Here is a 24,937-nt window from a genome sequence, read left to right on the forward strand (position 1 = left end):
TTAAATTGCTGTAGTTGCCAAGCGAATATCTAAAAGCTTAAGGTTTGTCAAGGAATAAGATGAGTACCCATCCCTCTTCAGAAATTTATGATGCGATCGTGGTTGGTTCTGGAGCCAATGGCGGCGTTGCGGCAAAAGAATTGAGCGAACGTGGTCTCAAAGTCCTTGTATTAGAGGCAGGTCGCACACCTGATGCCAAGGAAGATCTAGGGCATCAGGTCAGGGATATGGCAAAGCGCTTTTACAATCTTGCGATTTCTAAGCGACAGTCCTACCAATCAATGCACCCTGGGTACTGGAAAGCAAACCCCGACTTGTTTATTGATGAAAAAGATAATCCTTATACCACACCAGAAGATCAGCCTTTTTTCTGGATTCGCGGTCGTCAGGTGGGCGGCAAAAGCCTAACTTGGGGCGGAATCACACTGCGGCTATCAGATTATGAATTTAAAGCAGCAAGTCGCGATGGGCATGAACAAGACTGGCCGATCGCCCATGCTGATCTCGCACCTTACTACAGTAAATTGGAAAGATTTTTTCAGGTGTACGGCAGCCAAGAAGGTTTAGCCCAACTTCCCGATGGCGATTATCAACCCACGTTACCGCTTACTCCCGCCGAAATGCATCTGAAGCAAGTCATTGAGAATCAATGGTCTGACCGTTGCCTAATCCCATCACGGGGCTTTGCTCTGCACCGTCCCACCCCAGAGCAACCTTGGCCGATGTATTCCAGCCTCGGTTCTTCGCTTAAAGCCGCGATCGCAACTGGCAATGTGACTTTGCGATCGGATGCTGTAGTCAGTCATGTCATCTTTGATCCAGATACTCGCAAAGCTCGTGGTGTGGCATATCGCGATCGCAACAGCAAAACCACCCATGAGGTATTTGCGCGGACAGTTGTCTTATGTGCTTCTACGATTGAGTCGGTGAGGATTCTCTTACATTCCACCGAGCAATATCAACCTGCGGGATTAACCAACCCTTCAGGAATGCTAGGACACTATCTGATGGATCATGTATCCACCTCAACCTTCTTTTTCTTGCCCAATATTAAACAACCAAAAACCTTTGACCTTTCGGGATGCGATAGCTTTTTTATTCCTTGTTTTAGCAATTTAGAATCACAACAGGAGAAATTTTTGCGTGGCTATGGCATCTGGGGAGGGGTGCAGCGCTTTGATTTACCAAGTATTGTCCGTAAAGTTGGGTCGGGTTCCATTGGTTTTCTGATTGCTCATGGCGAAGTTTTGCCTCGCTATAGCAATCAAATTCAATTAAGCAACGAAGTAGTTGATGCATGGGGAATTCCAGTGCCCCATATCGAATGTGCTTGGTCAGAAAATGAACATCTAATGCTAGACCATATGCATCGGCAGATTGATGAAATCATTAAGCTTGCTGGCGGTAAGAATATGAAGTTAACCGATATGTTTCATGTTCCGATCTTTGCTGATTTTGTTAGCCGAATGGAAGAAAATATGGCGTTTTCATCTCCTCCAGGTTATTACATTCACGAAGTGGGTGGCGCAAGAATGGGAACTTCTCCTACAAATTCAGTGGTGAATGCCAACAATCAAGTATGGGAAGCTCCAAACCTCTTTGTGACTGATGGAGCTTGCTGGGCATCATCTGGTTGGCAAAGTCCTACTTTGACTGAGATGGCAATCACTGCGAGGACAAGTGAATTTATTGCTGAAGGAATGCGTAAAGGTGTTTTTTAAAAAGCAAAAGTCGGCGCTTTGTGCCGACTTTTGCTTTGATTATCGAGCCTGCGAAAAAATTCGATATTCTCTAGTATCAAAATTAGAAATACGTGAATCTGATTGAGTGTCACTTTCATTTGAGTTTGACAACTCATATGAATCATATGGATTCATTTTCACAATATTGTAGCGAGTTTCACCAGCATAAATTGCCAGAGCAATATTAAGCATATCGATAAAAGCAATTACCGATTTACACTTGGATTCACTATATTGACTGTAGTACTTAATTATAGAAGCTACTCTTAGTTCTAGATACGGACGAATAGATTCATTAAGCAATAAAATCTTTAGGATCAATACGACTAAATTGATTGGGTTTGTATGATGCAGTAAAACATGAAATAACTCTGTTGGTTGATTGCGATCGCTGATCGTAATTTCACCAATTAAATACTTAGTAGTTTTTAAAATTAGCGATATATTAACAGGATAATCATCATAGTTTGATTTAAACTCTAACAAGCCCTCATGCAGTTTAGTTTGAACTGTTTCAGATATTTCGGCATCGGTGACGGAGAAATCAAGATATTTAAGCAGGCTAACTTTGAATTCTTGATAAGATGAGTTCTTAATATTCTCAAGAAAATTAATAGATAAGTTTTGACAGTTCAGCACGCTCTTTTTAGTGAGCATAAGTGTAACAAGATTAATTACGTTATTACTTAAGCTAGTAGGGTTTATTTGATGATTTTGAGGAGATGATTGTGTGCCAACACGCGCAGTATACATAGCCAGATCAAACCTAAACTTATCCTTCATTTTTTGAGCTAACAAATTCGCAGCTTGTCTTTGTTCTAGAGGACTTGTAGGGTTAGTATACTGATAAGCTAACAAGTACGAAGCAAAGCGATTTCCCCATTTTTGATCGTTACTGCCATGATCTTCCAGATGCAGAGTAAACAGTTGTAATGATTGAAAATCTTCACTCTTGACAAACATCTGCAACCAGATTCTAATCGTTCTCAATTTAATAGATTTCGGATTTTTATAAATTGAAGAATGGTTAAAAATATCAATTAATGATTGAATGCCAACTCGATTATTGCTGACCGTCCAATTGTTAATGAGGATATAACAGCAACGTTTTAGCGTATAAAAAAATTCTTTTTCATTATATGCTGTCAAAATTTGATCAAGTGCTTCCGTGATTTCGGGATTATGACTCTTACTAAAATTTATGAATAAATCCCTGAAATCTTCAAGTACTTCCTCAGGGGATTTACGGCGCACAATTTCTAAAAAGAATTCATAAATTCTTTGTTGCGCTTGTTCAATTCCTTGAGAGTAAATCCGATCTGCTGTCCAGAACATAATAATTTCATCATTTAAAGTATTAACTAAAACAATACCTAAAGCTTATAATTTGTCACTGACAAAGCTTAGCAAGGTATTTGTTATAGATATTATTCACTTTTTTAATTATTTAAAAGCGATTCTTAGGCTAGTTTTGTTATCAAAAAGGTATATCTAAGTTATGTAAATGTTATATGCAACATTTGCTTAGGCTCAAGAGCCATAATACCTGATGTGGTTAGCATCCAAAAAGATAAGAGGCAGTGTGGAGCTTTGCCCCTTATCTTTTTGGATGTTGTCATATAAATTTCGTTGTCGCACCACACAAACATTTGTGCAATGATAAAAGTACACAGAAAAAAGCCCACTGTTTCCAGTGGGACTAGCATTTTTGTGTTGAGTGCGGATATCTTAAATCATTTTGTGGTCAAAGATATTAAGTTTTTTGCCTGCCAAAGTGATTTTTTTGCGATCGCAAGTCGCAAATATATATTAAGAACAGGTAACGACAACATTTGCCGTTACCTGTTCTCATCTAGTTACAAAATCTAGTTACGAATTTGCAAGCCAGATATGACTGAAGAAGCCCCATCTAAATCTGTACAAGAAACTGCTCCCTCTCCTTTTAAGAATCTTACAGGGGTAGCAATTTCGGCTACTCTCGCCACTGGGCTTTACTCATTTACAAATATGATGGCGCACAAGCTGGCTTTAGCGCCTTTACAGACGACCAATACTCTCACTAATCGTTTGGCAACACTAGTTCGTACTTTATTGTTAGCTGTCGGTACTGGCGCAACTATGATTTTTGCAGTGATTGCTATTGGTTTGATATTGCTAACGGTTAAACAAGTGTTTACGACTATTTCCAGCAAATCGCAAACATAAGTAGCTACGCAAAATTAAATATAAACCCCAAAAAACTGTACCGTCCGCGAAGCGGACGGTACAGTTTTTTGGGGTTTAGTTATGCTAATTTACCCATTCCACTAACATACCTTGTGCTTTCAGAAGCTCTTGCAGATCGCCAATCCTACCGCGATCTAGAATTGCCTGCGGAGTTAGCGAAGGATCGTCTTGTAAGACAATCCAAGCAGCGGCAGCTCCTGCGGCTGCTCCTGCTGACCATTCTCCAACATGAATGCGAGTTGCACCATTGACAATGTGACTAACTGCCATCGCCTTACCACCTATCAATAAATTATCAATACGTTGAGGAATTAAACTCTCAAACGGCAGAATAATTGGGCGGACTTTATCCTCATTGGCAGGAGCAGAGCTTGGTGCTTTCGATGGTTCCCAATTGCGATAGCGACAACCATGCATATCGATCGCATAATGGGTCAACCCAATCGAAGTAGCAGTAAAATTACGTCCACCTTCCATATCGTTACGAATATCTTGCTCACGCATGAGAAATTCTGACTGACCATATGCTGAGCGCCCTAAAATACGCCGACCTTCACGGATATATGGATACATACTCAATCCAGACTCGGTGGGCATCGGGCTATCGGGGCCCGACATGATCCGCAAAGGAAATTCTGTGGATACATACTTATCCATTATCCATTCAGCAAATAACAAGGCATGATTTTCACCATCCTTAAGTGCTGTGGTATTTAATCCCCCTAGCCAGTTCTGTTGCTGTCCAGAATCTCTAATTTGTTTATCAGTCAAGATCAATGGTGGATTCATCAGCCCCCAATCATTACCTCGATTCCAGTTGATGACGGTCATATCGCCTTTAGCAGGAATTGCCTTAAATGGGTCATCACGCTTCATGCTGACAATACGACGATAGTTGAATACGCTGTTGCCTTCAAACATGGGAAATCTACCCAAGTCATAGTCTTTGCGATGCTCTTCTCGGGAATATCCTGGCTGCACTTTACGTAGTTCTTTAAGCGATCGCCCTTCATCATCGGCAATTTTCAGAACAAAGGGGAATGTAAATGCTTGTGTGCATTCGGGATTGTCTGCTACAGCATGAACTTCACCTGTGGTGGCAAAACCTTCAGACCCTACACGGTGGGGAAGGTTTGCCCAAGCGATTACTTCGGCAGTATCAGTGGAGTCAATCACGATCATCTGCTTGCCCGCAGGAGCTTGTAAACGAATTGGCTTCTTGTTAAAAGTTTCGTCAGAGTTCCAGTTAAACCAGCTTTTGATTTCGCGAGATAAGCGACCTTGTGGTAAATAATTGGGATCGCGGGGTATCCGAGCTACGGCATGAATAGCTGTAATGCGATCGCCTTTTTCGTTAAAACTTGCCCCTTTAAAAGCGATCTGTGTACTCCATCTGCTTTTCGGTGCTGAACGTTGGGATTCACGCAAAAATTCTTCAGATGCGAGTTCGCCTGAGTAGGGCGTAAAGCAAAGATTGCCCACCCAGCAACTATTGGTATCTGCTACCACTGCTCCTGGCTTTAAGTAAGAATATTTTTCTGGTAAAGCTGGCTGGCTAGCAATAATATTTTTAAAATGCGTCCAACTGAGGGGAAATTGTTGACGATAGCGCATCAATAATGATTCATCGATCGCACTAACTCCCTGCGAACTCACCTGTCCACCTAGCATTGGTGTAAGCTCAATCAAGCAAGTGGTCGCCCCAGTTTTCATCGCGTGATAGGCTGCCGCAACTCCCCCCAATGAGCCTCCAACAATTGCAACTTCGCATTCCCAGACTTCGGCATCCGCAGGTGCTGGCGGATTTAGGAGAGGGTAACCATTATTATCAAATAGTTTGATTGGCGAGCTGGGATCTTGGGCGATCGGTTCGATTGATTTTGGTTTATTACTAATTTGCCAAGTTCTTGCGGCTGCACCACTAATTACGACTCCTAAGAACAGCATCACGAAGATATGCCGCAATTTAGGGCGAAAAGAGGGCTTTTTTTCAAGATTTTCGGTCTCTTCTTCGCGATTGTTAAAATCTTCTGACTTATTTTCTTGCTTGCTCATGACTCACTGACAATAATAAAAATTCGCCTGTCGTAAAACAAGCAGCTACTCTCACATCACACAGTCTTAAGATTAGCTTAAAGAGTTAACAATTTGTCCTACTTTAGTGTAGGCAAATTGGCTAATCAAGATGGTTCGCGCTTTACAGGGATTCCATCAATTTTTCTCTAGAGAAACCATAGTATAAGTAGTACTTTCGAGTGTAGATAGAGTAATGAATACAATACATTCATTAAAAACCCGCAAAAGTTATGCTGTTTTCTTATTTTGATGTAGGCAATTACTTTATCTGCTTAGCCAATAAAACTGGTTCTTTTATAAGTAATTTAAAACTACAAAACCTCATTTATTACACCTAAGCAATGAAATAATCAATAAAGATTGGATAAAGGAGTATTTTCGTTCTCGTGCCAAAGAAGATTAAGAGAATTGAAATTGAGAAGTCTCTTGGTTCCAGTATTTACCTGACTAAAGCCAGATCAGATCAGGGAATTAGCTTCTCTTTTAAGTATTATCAAAAACGGCATGATAAATTTTCTTGTTCTGATAGGGAGAGCACTTACTGCCTAGTATTTCTAGATAAAATAAAGGATGTATCAACTATGTCCGTGCAAGAACTATTAGTGAATCGCAGTAAGACTTTACGGGGTTATCAAATCTCATGCGAAGATACTACTGAAATTGGATTTGGATTGCCAAATGAAGAGTAATTAGTGGATACCTCCTATCAATTTTCGCTCTCTACTAATGAGATTGGAAGAGTACATGGCTTTTTCATTGATGACGTTTTTTAAGTTGTTTGACTAGATCCAAATCATTTGCTCTACTCTTAAATGCTAAGCCTCTCGGCGAAATGTCGCGATCGCGCTAAGATAAATGCGTGAGCAAGCTATAGCCAAACCAAAATGTTTACGCAATTACGCATTCAGAATTTTAAGTCATGGGCAGATACAGGTGAGTTTCGGATGGCTCCTCTGACAGGCTTTTTTGGTACAAATAGTTCTGGCAAAACGGCGATCTTGCAATTTTTGTTGATGCTCAAGCAAACTGTCGAGTCAAGCGATCGCAATCGGATTTTGCATTTAGGTGGCGATCAATATAGCTATGTTGATTTAGGTACTAATTACGATATTAGTCACAGACATAAATTACCTGCAAAGATTAAATTCTCTTTCGAGTGGATACCCAAATACATCAATTCATTAAGTCTGTTTATGCCTAGACGTAGGATTATCAGTTTAGGAAGTTCTCATTTCTATTATGACCAGTACAAAAAGGATTTACTAAGATTTGAGTCTGAAATTACCATTGATGAAGATCAAGTAAGTATTGATTTTTTTAAATACTATTTTAAAACAGAAGATAATAAACTAAATAATTTCTATGTGACAAGTTCAATAGTATTTAGTCAAGAAGAATCTATTTATAAACTCTATAAAAATGGTAGTCTTTTTGAAAAACTGGAAGATGTTGATAATTCAATAGATCAAGAAATAGAGGATTTTCGTCTACTTAAGAATTACGGTAGTTGGTATCTGCCAACCTCACATTTTCCTCAGTATAATAATTGGCTATCAACACTAACGCCAGCCTATGAAGATTTATTTCAAAACACTTACTACCTTGCACCGTTAAGAGAGTACCCTAAAAGAATATATCTTTGGTCTGGGGAAAACCCTCAAGATGTCGGTAAACAGGGGGCATCAGCATTTTCAGCACTTCTTGCGTCAAACAAAAAAAATCCCGAAGTTCAGACTGCTGTAGCAAAAGCATTAAAAGAATTAGGCTTAATTGATAGCTTTCGATTGAATGCGATCGCTGAGAATCGTGGATATTATGAAGTGTTAGTAAAGCGATCGCCTAATTCAGCAGAAGTATTAATTACTGATGTTGGGTTTGGAGTCTCACAAGTTTTACCAATATTAGTGTTGTGTTACTACGCACCCAAAGGCGCAACCCTCATATTTGAACAACCCGAAATACATTTACATCCCTCAGTCCAAGCAGGACTCGCTGATATATTTATCGAAGTCATCAAAACTCGCAATATTCAAATTATTATTGAGAGTCATAGCGAACATTTATTAAGACGATTGCAAAGGCGTATGGCTGAAGAAAAAGATGGATTTACGAATGAAGATGCGGCGCTATATTTTTGCAAAATGGATGATCAAGGCGATTCTGAATTAGTGCCTCTTGAGATTGATACCTACGGCAATATTTGTAACTATCCCGAAGGATTCTTTGGTGATGAAATGGGCGATCTCGTTGCTATGACCGAGGCAGCAATCAATCGCCAGATGAATGTTGGAGCGTGAGAATGTATCAAATTGTCGATACAAATGTCCTGCTTGTCGCTAGTAAAAAAGCACCTCAAGCATCCGAATACTGTGAACTTGCCTGTGAAAAATATCTTCAAAATCTTATGAATGCAGGAGTTTTGGTAATTGATAATCAATGGTTAATCATCAAAGAATACATGCACAAAAACTCTCAGACTGGGCAACCTTATGCAGGTGACGCATTTCTCAAATGGGTTTTGACACATCAAGCCACTAAGCGCTGCGAAAAAGTTCCAATTACAAAAATTGCCGAAAATGACTTTGCTGAGTTTCCCAAATCTCCATCTCTCGAAAAATTCGATCCCTCCGATCGCAAATTTGTTGCCGTTGCTTTAACACATCCCGCAAAACCTGCGATCGCTAATGCCGTTGACTCTGATTGGCGCAACTACGAAATAGCTCTAGCAGATCATGGTGTTAGTCTTAATTTTCTCTGTCCTGAATTAGCTGTTAAAAACTAAAACCTTTTAAATTTGCTTGATCTATCGCTTGATTCTTTGGGGACTTAACATATTTATATATCTTTCTAAAGCAAATAAAACCTTTTCGGCAATTAACAAAATAAAATCTTCTTTATTATTCTCAGTCTGCACCTTTTCTAAAGCGTCATAATAAGCCATTCGACTATCATAATCACCACCAATAATTGCTAATGGAAAACCATATTGCAACAGAATTAAATTCATGATTAAGCGCGAAGTCCTACCATTACCATCAATAAAAGGATGAATAGTCACTAACCTCTCATGCATTTCGGCAGCTAAAACTACTGGATGCAGATTATCTTTTTCCTGATTATAAAATCGAAAATAATCCTCCATCAAATCTTGTAATAAATAGGGTTGTGGTGGCAAATGTTTACTTCCTGCGATCGCTACGGGTAACTTGCGATAAACTCCTGCATTTTCGCGATCGATTCCATACAAGACAATTCCATGAATTTGTTTGAGGATATATTCTGATAAGTCTGCCTTTTGAGAAACAAGATCATCAATAAATAAAATAGCTTCTTTATGATTAATTGCTTCTAAATGCTCACGCATACTCTTGCCACTAATCGTCATTCCCTCATTGATGACTAACTGAGTTTCACGCAACGTTAAAGTATTACCTTCGATACGATTACTTTCATACAAAAACTCAACTTCTAACGCTTCTTTAATCGTGGCATTGTCTAAGGATTGACGCAAAATATCTAGCTCTACTTTGAGTTGATCAATATCAGCAAGGATCGATTCGATTGTTCTCATAAATTCAGAATGTAAATTACATTGCGCCCAAAGCCTTTAACAAAGCTGCAAACTTAATCGTAGTTTCACTTTGTTCGTTTTCTACCTGCGAATTAGCGACAATTCCTGCACCTGCAAAAATCCTTGCCCGATCGCCTTGAATATATCCTGCTCTAATCCCCACACCAAAAGTCCCCTCGCCATTGCCATTGAGCCAACCAATTGGAGCCGCATACCAACCCCGATCGCAGGCTTCCCATTGCTGCATAAAACACACAGCGCGATCTCTTGGCTCACCTCCAACGGCGGCGGTTGGATGTAACTGTTGCAAAATATCAAGAGCAATTAACCAGTCAGAATCATCAATTTGGGCAGTGATCGGCGTATATAAATGCTGCACATTAGAAAGCTTCAGCAAACTAGTCTCTACTTGTGAATCGATCTCCGCCCCCATACTTTGCAAGCGATCGCAGATTGACCGAATCACAATTTGATGTTCGCACATATCTTTTTCGCTATTAAGTAAGCGATCGCCGAGCATCAGATCCTCTTGGACAGTCTTGCCACGCTCAATCGAACCCGCCACCGCATCACTGCGTAACCAGAGGCGATCGCTTTGGGTTTTAAATTGCAATACAACTTCAGGAGTAGCACCCAAAAAGGTCTTGCCCACGCCATAATCTAGCAAAAAGGAAATACATTCAGGATATTCGCAGCGCAAAACATGCAGCACCTGAAACGGATCGAAATTGCGATCGGCTAACACATCCAACGCCCTAGCCAATACCACTTTCTCAAAATGCCCTTGATGAATCAAAGTCAAAGCACGTTCGACAATCTCTGTCCAGATTTGCTGTCCCTGTACCTCGACGATTTTGCTCACCTCATGCACTGTTGGCACTTCATAATGGGAGCTTTCTTGTAAATGCGATCGCAAATTCTCTATTCGCTCTAATACTTCATCTGGCTTGTCCCAAGGCTGAATGTAGTGATTTAGAGTTAAAGTACAACTCTTATCTTTGAGTCTAACCATCCAACGGGGAATAAAAAAGAGTAAAGTCGGAAACTCGATCGCTGGTTGATAATCATTTGGCTCTGCTAAATCGAGGTAGGCACTCGCATTACTACCATTGCGATAAAACGAAAAAGCCCCAAAAAAATGTATAGGAATTTGAGATTCGGGCGCTTCGAGATCGGCAATCTTGGCAACGATCGCATTATTTAAATGGTTTTTGATAAATTTTTTAGCACAATCAAAGCGATCTCTTAAATCATGATTAGGAACTGAAACTTCCGCTACCGAACCAGCCGCCGCTAATACCAAATCGGCATTCGGCTGTTCCCAATAAAATTTTGGCTGTTGGGGATCGGACTTACTTGCCAACAACAATAAAGGATTAATGCACTCCCAGCTTTGAGAGTAACTAAATAAAATCGGTGACCCTGTGATCTGAGCTTGAGCGATCGCTTTAACAATCCAATCGTGCAGAGATTTAGAATCGATACTGCTATAGGTGACACTCTGACGAACTTGCATGATTATATTTTATCCATACAACGCCGTTCAGCCACAATAAAAGCGTTTCTTAAATTAAGTACTTGTGCGAATAGTTCACCGACCCCGTGAGGTTGCGCCCCTGCGGGGCGCAACCTCACGGGGTTGGATTATATTTGCGACCCTTTAATTTAAGAAACTAGATCGTCACCAGTTGCGATCGCCAATTCCTGCAAACGCTCTTGTTGATCCTTAGAAATGCAACTTTGAATCACTTCTTCAAGATCCCCCTCCAGAATCGGCGGCAAAGTAAAGTTTTGCCCCAAACGATGCTCTGTCAAACGACTATCTTTATAGTTGTAAGTACGAATTTTTTCGGAGCGAGAACCAGTGCCAACCTGAGATCGGCGCATCGAGGTGATCTCTGCTTGTTGTTCACGCAACTTTATTTCATAGAGCTTAGCTCGCAAAATCTGCATCGCACGTTCTTTGTTTTGTAACTGCGATCGCTCTTCAGTACAAAAAATTCTAATCCCCGTCGGTTTGTGAAATAAATCGGCGGCAGTTTCTACCTTGTTGACGTTTTGACCGCCAGCTCCACCCGATCTCGCTGTGGACATTTCAATATCCTTGGGATCGATGTGAATCTCCACTTCATCAACCTCAGGCATAATTGCAACCGTTGCTGTTGAGGTATGCACCCGACCTTGAGACTCCGTGGCAGGCACACGCTGCACGCGATGTACACCCGACTCAAACTTGAGTTTGCTATAAACGCGATCGCCTTGAACTTCAATGATCGCTTCTTTAAAGCCACCCATTTCGGCAAGAGTCTCACTGATCATCTTCACCCGCCAGCCTTGACGCTCGGCATAGCGCGTATATAGCCGCACCAGATCGCCAGCCCAGATCCCCGCTTCATCACCACCCGTACCCGCACGGATTTCCAACATGATGTTCTTATCATCATTAGGATCTTGGGGCAATAGCAAGATTTGGAGCTTTGCTTCTAATTCCGCCAGCTTCGCTGATAGTTCCTCGACTTCCAGAGATGCCATTTCCATAAGTTCGGGGTCATTAGACTCCTTCAATATTTCTTGCGACTCCTTGTAATCTTGCTCCGCCTTGCGAAAAGTCTCGTAGGTCAAAACCGTCTCTTCTAAAGAAGCACGAACTTTAGCAATGCGCTGAAACTCGCCGTGATCGGTCGCCACATCAGGATCACCCATCCGACGAGTCAGTTCATTGAAGGTTTGTTCAACAGATTCGAGCTTTTTGATTAAGTAAGCAGCAGGCATGGAATTTGAGTTACCGCAAAAGAAAGTGAAAAATTAGTAAGCCAGAGGTAAACCTTAGAATTAATCCTTGGCTAGACCTGATTTTCCACAGCAGCGTTTTCGTCAAACATGCCGTACTTACGCAAGAAGCGTTCTACGCGACCTTCGGTATCGATAATCTTTTGTGTACCTGTGTAGAAGGGGTGATTGCCCGACCATACATCAACATTAATCTCAGGATGAGTAGAACCAATAGTTGCTACCACTTCACCGTTGCAAATTACTTTTGCTTCGGGATACCACTTCGGGTGAATTCCAGCTTTAGGCATAGTCTTAGCTATAAAAAATCAAAAATTAAGCTTTTCTAGACTAGCACAGAAACATGCAAATAAGAAAAGACGATTTGCCCGTTCTTAATTTTTTGATTTTAAGCAAGACTTTCAAGGCGATCAATCCAACTGTTAAATATTGGACATTCACGGCGAATAGTTTCTAAGCCGATATCTAGAGCCACTAATGAGCCATGTAAAACCTTATCGTATTGACTAAATATGCTGAGAATCCGCTTAGAGGGTGCAGTCGTATATCCATCATTAATATGCTCAGGGGACGGAAACCCACAGCGAATCTTTCTCAGATTAACGACTACTTGTGGATCATCACACCAGTTTTTAAAAGCTTCTGGTTCACTGAATAAAAAGCCTTCAAATTCATGAATCATCAGGTTGGCAATGAAGTTTGATTCTACAATATCATCCTGAAAGGATTGCTGAAGTATCTTTGCTTTCTTCACTGATGATAAACCTGTAGGTATTGCTAATTTTGGGAAATCCTTCGGGAATCCATAAAAATCGATCAGAGTCGTTACACACGCATTAGGATCTTCCTTACATTTTTTTTCAATCTGATTTTTAAGCTTGCCATAGGTTGATATACCACCTTTACCGATTTTACTGGTACGCAAAATAATGGGATTGATCCAAATATCTAATCGAGCAAAATGGCTCGTTAGAAGTTCTCGCACAAAGGTTTCTTCGGTTTGCCCCTCACAGAAAATATGGACTCTAATCATCGCGATGGTCTACCACCTAACAAATTTTTTTGCCACAGAGCTCCTAATGAATATTCTTCTAGCCATTCAGCTAAAGCATCCTCATCTAATCGGTGTAAATGTGTTGCCCCTTCGACGCGATCGCACACAATTACATCAGAGACATCAAACTCATTAAGTAGTGCGACTGACTGGGTAGAAACGATGACTTGCTTAGATTTTGCTGTAGAGCGCAGCAATGAAGCCAGAACATTAATAGCATAGGGGTGTAACCCCAGTTCTGGCTCATCGATCAAAATCATTTCGGGTTGCTTATCCTCTGGCTGCATCAACACAGTTGCCAGACAAATAAACCGCAAAGTTCCATCGGAGAGTTGATATGCCTTGAATGGTAAATCTTCACCTTTTTCAACCCATTCCAGTTCAATTTGGTCTTGATTATTAGGATGAGGACGCAAGTAAAAATCACCAAAAAATGGCGCTACTAACTGAATCGTTTTGACAATTCTTTGATAATGCGTTTGATACTGCTCTTTTAGTAAGTAAAGATATGCGGCTAGATTTTGAGCATCTGATCTTAGATAAATATTGTCATTGATAGCTTGACGCTGCTTTACCAGAGCAGTATCTCCAGTGTCATGAAAATGGTAGAGTCGCCAGCTTTTCATCACTGGGACTGTGTAATTGTAGATCCTTGTACTTCGACCTCGGGTTTCCACCTCAGTTTCAAAATTACCTGCCCCAACAAACCAATTACCGCTCTTTTTCCACCAAAAATTTTCATCAGAGAAAACCATCCGATTATCGTTGGTTGGCTCTAAAGTAAATTTATATCCATTATCACCAAAGTAAAGCTCAGCAGAAAGCTGATGAGTTTTTTTACGCCCAAAATGTAAAAGTGAATCAGCACCTCCTTGCTTACTCACGTAAAGCTGTAGTTTACTTAGGAGTATTTGCTGGATTAGTTGAAAAAAAGCAATAAAATTCGACTTTCCAGCCCCATTAGCACCAATTAAGACATTGAGTTCTTTTAACTCAAGATCGCAATCACGGATTGATTTGAATCCTTTGAGTACAATTCTTGATAACTGATCTTGGTTCATGGTTGTAGTCTATGGATACCAAAACATGCCTTTGATGCCTTCGGGATCGGCGTTGAAACCTAATTGACTGTAAAACTCGACCACATGGGCATCAGCAAACAAGCTGATATTGCTAATGTCAGATTTGCGTAACTCTTTAATCATTTCTTCCATCATCGCTTTGCCTAAGCCCCTACCTTGAAAATCGGGGTGAATAACCACATCCCATAATGTGGCGTTAAAAGCATAGTCAGATGTGGCGCGAGCAAAACCAATTAAACGTTTAAAACCGCCGCGATGCTCCCACATTGAAAGGACGACAAAACTATGTTGTAGGGCAATACGAACTTTACGAATAGGTCGCCTAGCCCAACCTACAGAGTCACATAATTCTTCTAGTTCGTAGAGATCAAGATCTTTTTCGGTGCTAAAGAAAATCTGTCCGCTTTGGTTTGGTACTTGGCGAAGTTTTGTTTTTTTGGTTGGTTCGAGGGTGTCAGAACCAAATAAGCTTTTCCAGAACCCCATTTGTGTAAGCGATCGCCCTGTCTATTACAAACTCGTTACAGATATTCTAAACGCCTCTGTATTGTATCTGCTTTTGTTGAAATCGGGCGATCGCAAATACTAAAATGCTTTTGTTTATATCTGCTGTTAGGTTTTTAGTCTTAGTGAGACAACTGACGATAAATATAAATGCTAGGTGCTTTTATCCAGTCTTGTCGCTATGTTGGTAGAATTATTCCAGCATTGCTGCCTTTAATTAAGCCACCGAATACTAGCGTTTATTTTTTAATTTCTGAAACAAGCAATGTTAAATCCGATCGCGATATTTCAAAGTTATAGTCATCCAATATCAGTAATCGCGCCTAAGTCAGTAGGTGCGCAGGTATTTTGGGCTATATTTTGGATGATGAAATGCGATTGTGAGCGATCAGGAGGTTGGCTATGACGTTTGGGTTAAAAACCTCAACGGTCGAATTACTGAAACGCTTTAACATGAGCTTTCCTCAGTTTTACGAGCAGTTTGTTAGTAGTGATATCCAACTGCAAAATCTGCGTTTGGCGTACCAGCTTTATCAAACTAAGGAAGCGGTAATTGAGTTAAAGTCTGAAAGCAGCAAGAGTGTATTGTATTTTGCCTATCGCAATCAGTCTTTTTTACTAAGCGATATTTTTGGGGTGTTAGCTGCCTATGGATTAACGATCCATAGCCTTAGTTTGTATGGTCAAATCCATACACCAATGTTGGTATTTATCAAGTTGGTAATTTCTCGTGGGGGAAAATCTCTGCCTCAGAAAACCGCAGAAAATGTGCGGAAGGCGATTAAGGAGACTCTGTTAGGTCGCTTTGAGGTCGAGGAGATGTTGGCGCTGGAATTTAACCTCGATAGCGGGCTTAAGAAAGTAGAGACAAACTTTTATGTCGATCGCGTATTTCATTTACCAGCTTTGTTAGTCGAGGCGGATAGCCAACCTGGGTTGTTTTATAAGGTGATGAATGCGATTTGGCAAGAGGATTTGTTGGTGGTGAATGCCAATTTACTGGTTTGGCGTGGGCGCACACGTTTGATTTTGTATTTGTTGGGACCAAACGAAAATTTAATCCCTGAGTATTTAGGGACGAAAATTGCTGAAAGTCTCAAGCAGCGATTGTCTTAGCTAAAAAAATAGAGTGGCGCTTTGCGTCACTCTATTTTTTTAGTCTTTGAGTTGTGCGATCGCATCATACAGAGGCTGCCAATCGTCATCAACAGTAATTTTTTCCCAGATTTCTTCGATTTTAGGACGCAAGAAAATGATGGTGGGATTAGCTTGTTTAAGTTGATGGGCAATGTTTTCCATTTCTGCGATCGGCTGGCGGATTAGCCATTGATGGTAAACGACTCGCCATTTTTCTAATAGCGGCAATTGCTCATCACTTAGTTCCCAATTATGATCAGCAAAAATATTGCTTATATCTTCGCGCCAATTAGTTTGGAAAGATTCGCGCAGCTTGACAAAAAATTGGTTGTAGCCGATCGCTTGCACACCTGATAGCAATTCTAGAGTTGCACCAATTAAATCTTCTGTTTCAGGCTCAGAAAGGGTGATAAAACCTAACCGCTTTAACATCATTTCGCAATAGGCATCGCGATAGAAGTCTTTAAACTTCTCTAAAGATGATCGCATATCATCTGTGTCCATCACCATGCTGAGAGGATCTTGTAGCTTTTCAAGATTCCAATAACAGGCTGCGGGTTGATTAGCATAGCTATAGCGTCCAGCATAATCAAAATACGCGGCAGTAAATCGCGGATCATAAGTAGGAATAAAGGCAAATGGCCCATAATCAAAGCTTTCACCCGTGATAGACATATTGTCAGTATTGAGTACGGCATGACAAAATCCTGATGCCATCCATTGAGCACAAAGAGTGGCAACTCGTTCGACAAGTTCTAAATAAAATATGCCATCTTGATTCTGTTTACCCCAAATATGTGGATAGTAAATTTGGAGAACATGATCTAGTAAGTTGCGGGTGAGATCGGCGCTTCCAATCCAGCGTAGGCGCTCGAAAGTACCGAAACGAATATGCGATCGCGAAAACCTCACCATTACTGAAGATCTTGTTGGTGAAGGTTCATCACCTCGCCATAGGTCTTCACCTGTTTCTACAAGACTAAGACAACGGGAAGTTTTTACTCCCATGCGATTCAGAGCCTCGGAAGCAATTATTTCGCGGACACCGCCTTTGAGGGTGAGTTTGCCATCAGCGGAGCGAGAGTAGGGAGTTCGCCCAGAGCCTTTGGTTCCAAAATCATAAAGTTCTCTGTCAATGCCACGTACTTGTCCATAGATAAAGCCACGTCCATCACCAAGTTGAGGATTATATTCTCCAAACTGATAGCCGTGATAGCGCAGGGCTAGAAATGGACGCACTGCCTGAAAATGCCCAAAGGCTTCGATAAAGTCATCGTCGCTGACCTGTGAAGAGTCAAGCCCTAACGTCGGCAAAATATCGTCATTGCGCCAACGCAATTTGTGCATCGGATATTCGGCGGCGGTAACGATGTCGTGATAGTCTGCTAGGGATTCGATCGCAGGTTCGTAGTTGAGATTAAGGAAAGGGTTGCTAGGGTGACTCATATCGAAGAAATAAGCGGCGAAATATTAAATGCTTCTGCCATGATACTTGGTTCAGATCATGATCAAGACGTAACCTACTGGTATGAAGGGCGTTGTCCCTATAGTGGTGAAGTATTGAGTTTACCAAGAACTTTGCAATCTGAGGCGATCGCTAAAGTTTTAATGCAAGAACTTGGGTGCATTTATCCTCATGATATAGAAGGCAAAATGTATGGGGTATTACTTGCCAAATCATTAACGGGGAAAAGAGTAATTCTGAAAGCTTTTTCTGGTTTGCTAAATGGAGAGAGCCAAATCGAAGGATGGGTTCCACCGATCGCAGGTAGAGAAAAAGTAGCCATTGAGGAATCTATCACTCTAAGTAAATTAGCGATAATTAAACAGGAACTAATTGAGTTAAGTAAGATTCCTGAACGCTTAGAATATGAGAAAAAGCTACAAGAATATGAGTTGAAATTTCAAGTTCTACGAGATCAGCATCAAGTTTCTAAACAAGCAAGACAACTAAGAAGAACTCTTAATAATTCAGATTTAGAAGATTTAGATCGCGAAAGCCAGTTAGAGAAGATGGCAAGACGTAATTTTAAACGCGATCGCGATCAAGTTTTGCTGCCATTAAAAGAAGCGATCTCGTCTGCTGATGCAAAAATGCAAGTTCTCAAAAAGCAACGCCGAGAGTTATCGCGCACTTTGCAAACGCAGATGCATAGCGCTTATGTATTAACAAATTTTGCAGGGGAAACGCGATCGCTACGAGAATTAATTACGGAAGGAGCAATGCCTACGGGTATGGGAGATTGTTGTGCTCCTAAGTTATTGTATTATGCAGCGACGAATAAACTCACACCTATAGCCATGTCTGAGTTTTGGTGGGGAAGTACTTCTCCTGATGGCTATAAAATTCAGGGCGAGTTTTATGGTGCTTGTGTGGAGAGGTGTCAGCCTTTGATGGGATTTTTGTTGTCAGGAAGAAGATCCCCCACTGCCCCCCATGTTTTTGTAAGTCTGGTGAAGCGAGACTTACAAATTATCCATGAAGATGAGCATCTAATTGCGATCGCAAAACCCGCAGGACTTCTTTCTGTTCCAGGCCGATATTTGGATACTCAAGACAGCGTTCTCAGTCGTTTACGTCAATCGCTAGGCGAAGATAAAACTCTTTATCCTGTGCATCGCCTTGATCGCCAAACCTCAGGAATTTTATTGTTTGCGCGTGATCTTGATTCTCTTCGCAGTTTGAATCATCAATTTCAACAGAGACAAATTCACAAAATATATGAGGCTGTACTATCGGGAAGAATTGACATTGAGCAAGGGACAATTGATTTACCACTGTGGGGGAATCCCGAAAATCGTCCTTTTCAACAGGTGGATTTTGAACGTGGCAAGCCTAGTGTGACTGAGTTTCGCTTGTTAGAAAACAAAGAGAATTATTCGCGAATAGAATTTATGCCCTTAACTGGTAGAACTCATCAATTGCGAGTTCACTCTGCCGATTCTAGAGGTTTAGGGATGACCATTTTAGGCGATCGCCTTTATGGCTGTGATGCTGCAACTGATCGATTACATCTTCATGCTCGCGAGTTAACCTTCATACATCCGCGATCGCAAGAGCTAATTCATCTACAAATACCAGTTCCATTTTAAGAAAATTGCGATCTAAAAATATCGCTCCAAAAAATCCTTTGCAGTCACAATCTGAATATTTTGATATTCTTGCAAGACTAACAAATCTTGATCGCCTGTAATAATGACTTTAGCATTAGCAGCGATCGCAGTGGCTAAAACAACATTGTCATCTGGATCTCGAAGCTCTGAAACATTAAGATTAGCAATTGGATAAATGTAAGTGATTTCGCTAGTCCCTATAAGTAATTGCTCTTTTGTCAAGTTAAGTGATTGTATTTTTTGCTGAAGTTTTTTGTAAGACAACGTGTTTTCTAGTTCAGCAAATAAAGACTCAGATATGCAAATCTGAATCTCTTCTCTTCTGGCTAAGTGAATTAGATTATTAGGTAATCCTCTCCATAGCCAAGCTGACACCCAGACGTTTGTATCTAGAACCACTTTCATCTTTTATTTTCTCTGCGTACTTCTCTTACAAGTTCACAAACTTCTTCTGTGGTCATTTCGTTAGGATCGCTCGCTGATCGGTCAAGAGATCTTTTCCATTCACTCCAGTTAAACTTAGTAGCTTTTCTAAATGTAATTGTATCTTCACTTGTAATAACCAAATACTGTTCGCCATTGGAGAACTGTTCGCGAATTTCCAGTGGAAGTTGTAAGTCTCCTTCAGGGGTTAGATTGATAGTTATTGTTTTTTGCATTGGTGTTTGCCTAATTTTCGTATTGAGTTAATTGATTTTGTTGTATTTTGTTAAGGCTTTAAATTTGACTGTGTTTCGAGTATAGCAAATGCACCACCTCAGAATATTTACGCAATAAAATCCAAAAATGTTGTGGCGGGCTACGCCCGCCACAACATTTTTGGATTTTATTGGTCTGTAGAGATGCCTATAGCTGACGAGTTAGTAATTTACCTAAATATTGGTGTGCTTCTACCCAATCAGGAACAATCTCGATCGCAGATTGGAAACAGGCGATCGCCTCATCGATTTTGCCGATGTTATTTAAGAGAATGCCTAGATTAAAGTAAGGTTGAGCAAAATTTGGATCAATATCTAGCGCTTCTTTGTAAGCAATGATTGCATCTTTAATCTGATCTTTATGGATGAAAGCACTTCCCAAATTACAATGCGCATCAGCATAGGCAGGATCGATTTGAATTGCCTGTTGAAAGCAAGCGATCGCACTATCTAAAAAATCAATGATTGCGGATTTCCCATCAGCACTTGGAGAGTTGAACTTAAACATCCATGCCACCCCAAGGGCATTGTAGTCCTTACTTTGCAGCAGTTCAGAATTATGAGCATTGGCTCTTTCATAAATTGCCTGTACAGCTTCAGGATTATTTTGGCGCAAATATACTAGTGAGATCGCCCGATAGCCATCTCCATAATCGGGATTTGTGGCGATCGCTCTTTCATAACTAGCTAGTGCTTCTGAGATTTTGCCCCGATCTTTAAGACTATCTCCCAATTTGCAATGATATTCCGCCAAAAAACGATCAGGGTGAAATTCAAGTGCTTTTTGAAAATGAGTAATTGCTAGCTCAGCCCATCCCATCTGTTGATAGACATTACCAAGTCCTAATTGTGCCTCCAACGATTTGGGATCGAACTGCACAGCTCGATTAAAACTGGTGATCGCCTCCATCGCATTTCCTTGCTGTTGATGAATTGTCCCAATGCGTTCATGGGCTGGAGCAAATTCTGGATTGATCGCTAAGGCACGTTGATAATTTTTCAGCGCGAGGGGAATATTATCGGAGTTTCGATAGCGATCGCCAAATTGTAGATATGTCTCAGGGGATTCAACAGTTGATGGATGGATAACATCAGTCATGGCAATTAAAGTCGGCTATAGTATTTGGATTTCTGATACAGTGCTTGGCACTAAGACAACAATCTAATACCATATTTCCCCAAAGCATTGCTGCAATTTCAGCCAAATTTATAAACATTGGTACATCTGATTTAATTTCATGAAAAGATCGATCTTGGTTGCGACGTTATTACATATTTCGTTAGCACCAGTTTCGTTAGCACCAGCTTATGGTCAAATCTGTGCGAACGGTTACTCTAATCAGACGTTAGAGGAAGATTCTCCTGTCCAGCGACTCGGTACTGCTCTTAGCGAGAGAGAACTAGAATTACATTGGCTTCAGCCAGCTAATTATACAAATATCTTCCCTTTTATAGGCAAATCTTATCAACTATCCGAACATGAGGGCATTGACTTCATTAATACTAATCAGTCAATTACTCAAGTTTCGGTGCGCTCGGTTGCAGACGGTAAAGTTGTTTATATTCGTCGTGGCTGTCCTCAATCTAGTCCATTTGGCTTTAATGAGAAATTGCACAACTGTGGAGGAGGTTGGGGAAATCATATTGTACTCTTGCATCCTAATGGATTATTTACAAGATATGCTCACCTTTATCCTGATACCATTCAAGTTCAAGTTGAACAAAAAGTTCATCGAGGGGAAGAGCTCGCAAAAATGGGAAACTCAGGTCGGAGTGATACAAGACATCTTCATTTTGAATTGGGTGTTGCGATTAAATTCAATTCCTGTGAACCAGCGCAATCCTTTACATACATTTATAATCCAGCAGCAGTGTTTCTAAATGGCGATCGCTAACCGTTATAATCTGCTTATGTCAGCACCACTCTCAACTAAAGTCTTTACCCTTGCTTTAGTCACCAACTTATTGGGGATGAGTATTTATTATGAGCCAACCTTTGCTCAAGTTGGTGAATATTGTCAATTTGATCGCGAAGCGATCGCGACTAAAGAAAATTTACGTAATGCTGCTTTTCAAGACGCAAGCAAAGGTGCAAATCTAGAGGCTAACAAAGCATATCAAGCGATCATCAAAGAACACAGCCAAGCTTTAAATACCTGTCGCCAAAAATCTTGGCTCAAAAACCAAGGAATTTGGCTACGCCTATATCCCTGTGATCTACTATCAGGCAAGCTTGATGAAGTTATGGATCGAATTGTGAATAAGGGATATAACCAAGTCTTTATAGAGGTTCTCTCTGATGGCAAGATTCTGTTACCACAATCAGAGAATACAACTGCTTGGAATTCTCTAGTTCTATCGGAGAAGTATAAAAATGCAGATTTATTGAAACTGGCGATCTCGAAGGGGCAAGAACGCGGGATTAAGGTTCATGCATGGATATTCACGTTGAATGTGGGTACTGGCTATGGGAGAGGCATAGATCGTAATGGATTGTCGAAACTAACCGTGGCTCGTCAAAATGCGATCGCTCGCAATGCCAATGGTGATAGTACAATTTCTATAGTTGAGAACTTGGGAAAAAATATTGCAGGAGAAGTTCCTACTAAAGATCAATTATTTGTCGATCCCTACAATTATCAAGCTCAAAGTGATTTGTATCTGGCAGTGAATGAGGTCGTCAAGCGCAAACCTGATGGAGTGGTATTTGATTATGTTCGTTATAAGCGCGGCGCAGGTGCTGCCTCAGTGGTAAGCAATGTCCGCTATCTGTGGATCTATGGAGCATCATCATTACAAGCTCTACGCGATCGCGCTGAGAATTTCCAAGGCAGAGAAATTATCAACCGCTTTCTCAAACAGGGTTATGTCACGCCAAACGATCTTAAAGTAGTTAAAAAACTCTATCCCCAAGAAACAGAACCTCTCTGGCAAGGTCGCCAACCATCTGATCAATCTGGTCAAAAAGAGCCTGCGATCGCATACTGGCAGAAAGAACTATGGCAACTGGCTGTTGGCCATGCTTTTATTGGTGTGACCTATTATTTAGATACTGTTTCCAAGCCTGTTTTTCAGCAAAAAATTCCTGCTAGTATTGCCTTCTTTTCCGATGGCAATCAACCAGTAGGCGAAGGATTTGATTCGCGAATGCAGCCTTGGCATTTGTTCACTAGTTCCTATGAGTGGCAACCGATGGCATATGCTGTCTGCGGTAAGCCAGACTGTATCGTGGATCAGGTTCGTCGTGTTGCTCAATATGCTCCGAGTGGGACGAAAATCGCGCCGATTTTAGTCGGTCAATGGAATGAACCCTTTACAAATCGTCCATCCTTGGAAGTGCAAATGCAAGCAATTCGATCAGCCATACCTGCGATTACTTCTATTAGTCATTTTGCCTTTGGCTGGCAAGTAGAAGAAGTAGCACTTTCGCGATCGCGCCAAATATGTAAGCTCTAAAAAAGATAGGCGGCATAGAGTGCCACCTATCTTTTTGATTTTTGAATCGTCCTAAGCTTCGTGTTGAGATTTAGTCATCATCACCACGATCGCGACGTTCGACTTTTACGATTGTACCGAAACCAGGGATTAAACGACTAGGTAACCCAACAAAAACCACTCTCACAACTTGGGTAGTAGTGGTAGTAGTAGAAGTGTTGTTAGAAGTGTTGGTAGAGGTGTTGTTAGAAGTATTCGTGGAGGTGTTATTAGAAGTGTTGTTAGAAGTGTTGTTAGAAGTGTTGTTGGAAGTGTTGTTGGAAGTGTTATTAGAAGTATTGTTGGAGGTGTTGCTAGAATTAGCGATCGCTGTCAACAAAGCTTGATAAGACACCTCGCTAAAATAGTAGAGGTTCTTCTTCTGGAGATTGACGAAAACAAGCTTGTCTACCGCATTGCTATTGCCTAGAGAGACAGGATCACTATCTTCTACGTCAGAAGACTTGGACTCTACATAGTTCAGCAAGCTCTGATTGTTGACAAGCACAAGCAGGAATTTATTTTTGCCAGGAGCCAAGAACTTGGGACTTAAACCAACCAATTTCAACAGTTTAGGGTTTTTGACAATAATCAGAATTGTCTCAGTGCTGGTACTTGGTACAGTCGTTGCACTAGATGGAACAATCAGATTTCCACTAGTGATGTCTCCCTTCAACGTATATGTGCCGCCGCTGAGCGTGGCGGTCTTTAGCGTGCCGACAATTGCAGTTTTAGCGTCTGTGAATGTTCCCACTTGAGTAGGAATTGAGCCAGAAGCCAAACCAGTAGCACGCACTTGATCATCAACAAAGAAATCGTTTGTTGTATTATTCAAACTGTTAAGGGTTTGAAATGTAAACTTGGTAAGTTGCGCCGAGCCATAGGGAGTCAGCACTGTGGGGATGCTATTGCCAACTGTTGTCCCATCATTAAAACGAGTGACATCAAATTTGCCACTGGTAATAGGAATAACAACAGTATTGGCGGGTAATGCGGAAATGTTTGCAGTGGGAACTTGAATAAAAGAGTCTTTTTGAATGGAGCCAGTCACTGTTGCTGGAGCTGCTAAAGCCGAGACATTACCAGTAGCAGTGGTGGTGACAACTTTTCCTTTGATGGTGGTGTCAGCATTTGTGAAATTTGCAGTTGTACCAGTGTCAAAATTTACAGAACCTGTGGATTTACCAACAATATCAAAGCTATTGCCAGCAGCCAGATTGGTTGTGCCAGCAGTAGTTCCAGACAGAGCGGAAACTTGAGCAGTTCCAACTGGTGTAAGTACAGTTACCGCTGTGCTATTAACGTTGTTTGTGGCAGCATTAGTCACATTTACAGTAAAACTTCCGCCAGTAATTGGAACTGAGGTAGTTTGAGCAAGTGATGGAGAAGCCCCGATCGCAGTTGCACCAAGTGTAATTGCGATCGCCCCCAAATTGAATGTGTAATTCTTGATCCGAGTTAGCATTTTC

Annotated in this window: 22 protein-coding genes; 8 read left to right on the plus strand and 14 right to left on the minus strand. The window is 41.0% G+C overall.

Annotated features, from left to right (window positions below; genetic code table 11):
- Window positions 1-59: 59 nt before the first annotated feature.
- On the plus strand, window positions 60-1,721 hold the full coding sequence (locus tag CQ839_RS08445) for a GMC oxidoreductase (protein WP_103667842.1): 1,662 nt from the start codon (window positions 60-62) through the stop codon (window positions 1,719-1,721).
- 39 nt (window positions 1,722-1,760) lie between these two features.
- Here CQ839_RS08445 and CQ839_RS08450 read toward each other — a convergent pair whose 3' ends face one another.
- Window positions 1,761-3,077 carry a hypothetical protein gene (locus CQ839_RS08450; protein ID WP_103667843.1) on the minus strand — a complete coding sequence of 439 codons (1,317 nt, stop codon included), beginning with the start codon at window positions 3,075-3,077 and terminating at the stop codon, window positions 1,761-1,763.
- Window positions 3,078-3,632: 555 nt separating this feature from the next.
- Here CQ839_RS08450 and CQ839_RS08455 point away from each other — a divergent pair.
- Window positions 3,633-3,947 carry a DUF3082 domain-containing protein gene (locus CQ839_RS08455; protein ID WP_103667844.1) on the plus strand — a complete coding sequence of 105 codons (315 nt, stop codon included), beginning with the start codon at window positions 3,633-3,635 and terminating at the stop codon, window positions 3,945-3,947.
- Between the two features lie 84 nt (window positions 3,948-4,031).
- Here the strand turns inward: CQ839_RS08455 and CQ839_RS08460 are convergent, their stop codons facing one another.
- Window positions 4,032-6,023: an FAD-dependent oxidoreductase gene (locus tag CQ839_RS08460; RefSeq protein WP_103667845.1), complete on the minus strand. Its 1,992-nt coding sequence runs from the start codon at window positions 6,021-6,023 to the stop codon at window positions 4,032-4,034.
- Between the two features lie 905 nt (window positions 6,024-6,928).
- Between CQ839_RS08460 and CQ839_RS08470 the strand changes: the two genes are divergently transcribed.
- Both CQ839_RS08470 and CQ839_RS08475 read left to right on the plus strand, forming a co-directional pair.
- Window positions 6,929-8,341 (plus strand): DUF3696 domain-containing protein, encoded by a 1,413-nt coding sequence (locus CQ839_RS08470; RefSeq protein ID WP_103667846.1) that lies wholly within the window; start codon window positions 6,929-6,931, stop codon window positions 8,339-8,341.
- A gap of 2 nt (window positions 8,342-8,343) precedes the next feature.
- Complete coding sequence (locus tag CQ839_RS08475) at window positions 8,344-8,826, plus strand: hypothetical protein (RefSeq protein WP_103667847.1); 483 nt, start codon at window positions 8,344-8,346, stop codon at window positions 8,824-8,826.
- Window positions 8,827-8,847: 21 nt separating this feature from the next.
- Here CQ839_RS08475 and CQ839_RS08480 read toward each other — a convergent pair whose 3' ends face one another.
- From CQ839_RS08480 to CQ839_RS08510, 7 genes are all read right to left on the minus strand, one after another.
- The gene (locus CQ839_RS08480) at window positions 8,848-9,615 is read right to left on the minus strand and encodes a Fic family protein (RefSeq protein ID WP_103667848.1); all 768 of its coding nucleotides are present in this window, start codon (window positions 9,613-9,615) and stop codon (window positions 8,848-8,850) included.
- A gap of 16 nt (window positions 9,616-9,631) precedes the next feature.
- Complete coding sequence (locus tag CQ839_RS08485; RefSeq protein ID WP_103667849.1) at window positions 9,632-11,131, minus strand: isochorismate synthase MenF; 1,500 nt, start codon at window positions 11,129-11,131, stop codon at window positions 9,632-9,634.
- 149 nt (window positions 11,132-11,280) lie between these two features.
- The gene (gene prfA / locus CQ839_RS08490) at window positions 11,281-12,387 is read right to left on the minus strand and encodes a peptide chain release factor 1 (protein WP_103667850.1); all 1,107 of its coding nucleotides are present in this window, start codon (window positions 12,385-12,387) and stop codon (window positions 11,281-11,283) included.
- Between the two features lie 71 nt (window positions 12,388-12,458).
- Window positions 12,459-12,695, minus strand: a complete 237-nt coding sequence (gene rpmE / locus CQ839_RS08495) for a 50S ribosomal protein L31 (RefSeq protein WP_094535981.1) — start codon at window positions 12,693-12,695, stop codon at window positions 12,459-12,461.
- A gap of 98 nt (window positions 12,696-12,793) precedes the next feature.
- Window positions 12,794-13,438, minus strand: coding sequence for a DUF4276 family protein (locus CQ839_RS08500; protein ID WP_103667851.1), 645 nt, complete (start codon window positions 13,436-13,438; stop codon window positions 12,794-12,796).
- On the minus strand, window positions 13,435-14,520 hold the full coding sequence (locus CQ839_RS08505; protein WP_103667852.1) for an AAA family ATPase: 1,086 nt from the start codon (window positions 14,518-14,520) through the stop codon (window positions 13,435-13,437). The genes CQ839_RS08500 and CQ839_RS08505 overlap by 4 nt, the downstream gene beginning before the upstream one ends.
- Before the next feature lie 9 nt (window positions 14,521-14,529).
- Window positions 14,530-15,027 (minus strand): GNAT family N-acetyltransferase, encoded by a 498-nt coding sequence (locus tag CQ839_RS08510; protein WP_103667853.1) that lies wholly within the window; start codon window positions 15,025-15,027, stop codon window positions 14,530-14,532.
- Window positions 15,028-15,447: 420 nt separating this feature from the next.
- Here CQ839_RS08510 and CQ839_RS08515 point away from each other — a divergent pair, with 420 nt between their 5' ends.
- Complete coding sequence (locus tag CQ839_RS08515; protein WP_103667854.1) at window positions 15,448-16,161, plus strand: hypothetical protein; 714 nt, start codon at window positions 15,448-15,450, stop codon at window positions 16,159-16,161.
- Between the two features lie 39 nt (window positions 16,162-16,200).
- Here the strand turns inward: CQ839_RS08515 and CQ839_RS08520 are convergent, their stop codons facing one another.
- Window positions 16,201-17,628, minus strand: coding sequence for a YdiU family protein (locus CQ839_RS08520; RefSeq protein WP_103667855.1), 1,428 nt, complete (start codon window positions 17,626-17,628; stop codon window positions 16,201-16,203).
- Here CQ839_RS08520 and CQ839_RS08525 point away from each other — a divergent pair.
- Window positions 17,620-19,275: a pseudouridine synthase gene (locus CQ839_RS08525; protein ID WP_258040668.1), complete on the plus strand. Its 1,656-nt coding sequence runs from the start codon at window positions 17,620-17,622 to the stop codon at window positions 19,273-19,275. The two genes, CQ839_RS08520 and CQ839_RS08525, sit on opposite strands and share 9 nt — an antisense overlap.
- A 12-nt stretch (window positions 19,276-19,287) precedes the next feature.
- Here the strand turns inward: CQ839_RS08525 and CQ839_RS08530 are convergent, their stop codons facing one another.
- From CQ839_RS08530 to CQ839_RS08540, 3 genes are all read right to left on the minus strand, one after another.
- A complete protein-coding gene (locus CQ839_RS08530) occupies window positions 19,288-19,701 on the minus strand; it encodes a putative toxin-antitoxin system toxin component, PIN family (protein WP_103667856.1) in 414 nt (137 codons plus the stop codon).
- Window positions 19,698-19,955: a hypothetical protein gene (locus CQ839_RS08535; protein ID WP_103667857.1), complete on the minus strand. Its 258-nt coding sequence runs from the start codon at window positions 19,953-19,955 to the stop codon at window positions 19,698-19,700. The genes CQ839_RS08530 and CQ839_RS08535 overlap by 4 nt, the downstream gene beginning before the upstream one ends.
- A gap of 187 nt (window positions 19,956-20,142) precedes the next feature.
- Window positions 20,143-21,093: a tetratricopeptide repeat protein gene (locus CQ839_RS08540; protein WP_103667858.1), complete on the minus strand. Its 951-nt coding sequence runs from the start codon at window positions 21,091-21,093 to the stop codon at window positions 20,143-20,145.
- A gap of 139 nt (window positions 21,094-21,232) precedes the next feature.
- Between CQ839_RS08540 and CQ839_RS08545 the strand changes: the two genes are divergently transcribed.
- Together CQ839_RS08545 and CQ839_RS08550 are read left to right on the plus strand one after the other, a co-directional pair.
- Window positions 21,233-21,889 (plus strand): M23 family metallopeptidase, encoded by a 657-nt coding sequence (locus CQ839_RS08545; protein WP_103667859.1) that lies wholly within the window; start codon window positions 21,233-21,235, stop codon window positions 21,887-21,889.
- The gene (locus CQ839_RS08550; RefSeq protein ID WP_258040669.1) at window positions 21,876-23,450 is read left to right on the plus strand and encodes a family 10 glycosylhydrolase; all 1,575 of its coding nucleotides are present in this window, start codon (window positions 21,876-21,878) and stop codon (window positions 23,448-23,450) included. The genes CQ839_RS08545 and CQ839_RS08550 overlap by 14 nt, the downstream gene beginning before the upstream one ends.
- 70 nt (window positions 23,451-23,520) lie before the next feature.
- On the opposite strand, the gene CQ839_RS08555 is transcribed toward CQ839_RS08550, so the two are convergent.
- On the minus strand, window positions 23,521-24,933 hold the full coding sequence (locus CQ839_RS08555) for a hypothetical protein (protein WP_103667860.1): 1,413 nt from the start codon (window positions 24,931-24,933) through the stop codon (window positions 23,521-23,523).
- Window positions 24,934-24,937 lie beyond the last annotated feature (4 nt).

The organism is Pseudanabaena sp. BC1403 (genome assembly GCF_002914585.1).
Lineage (GTDB): Bacteria > Cyanobacteriota > Cyanobacteriia > Pseudanabaenales > Pseudanabaenaceae > Pseudanabaena.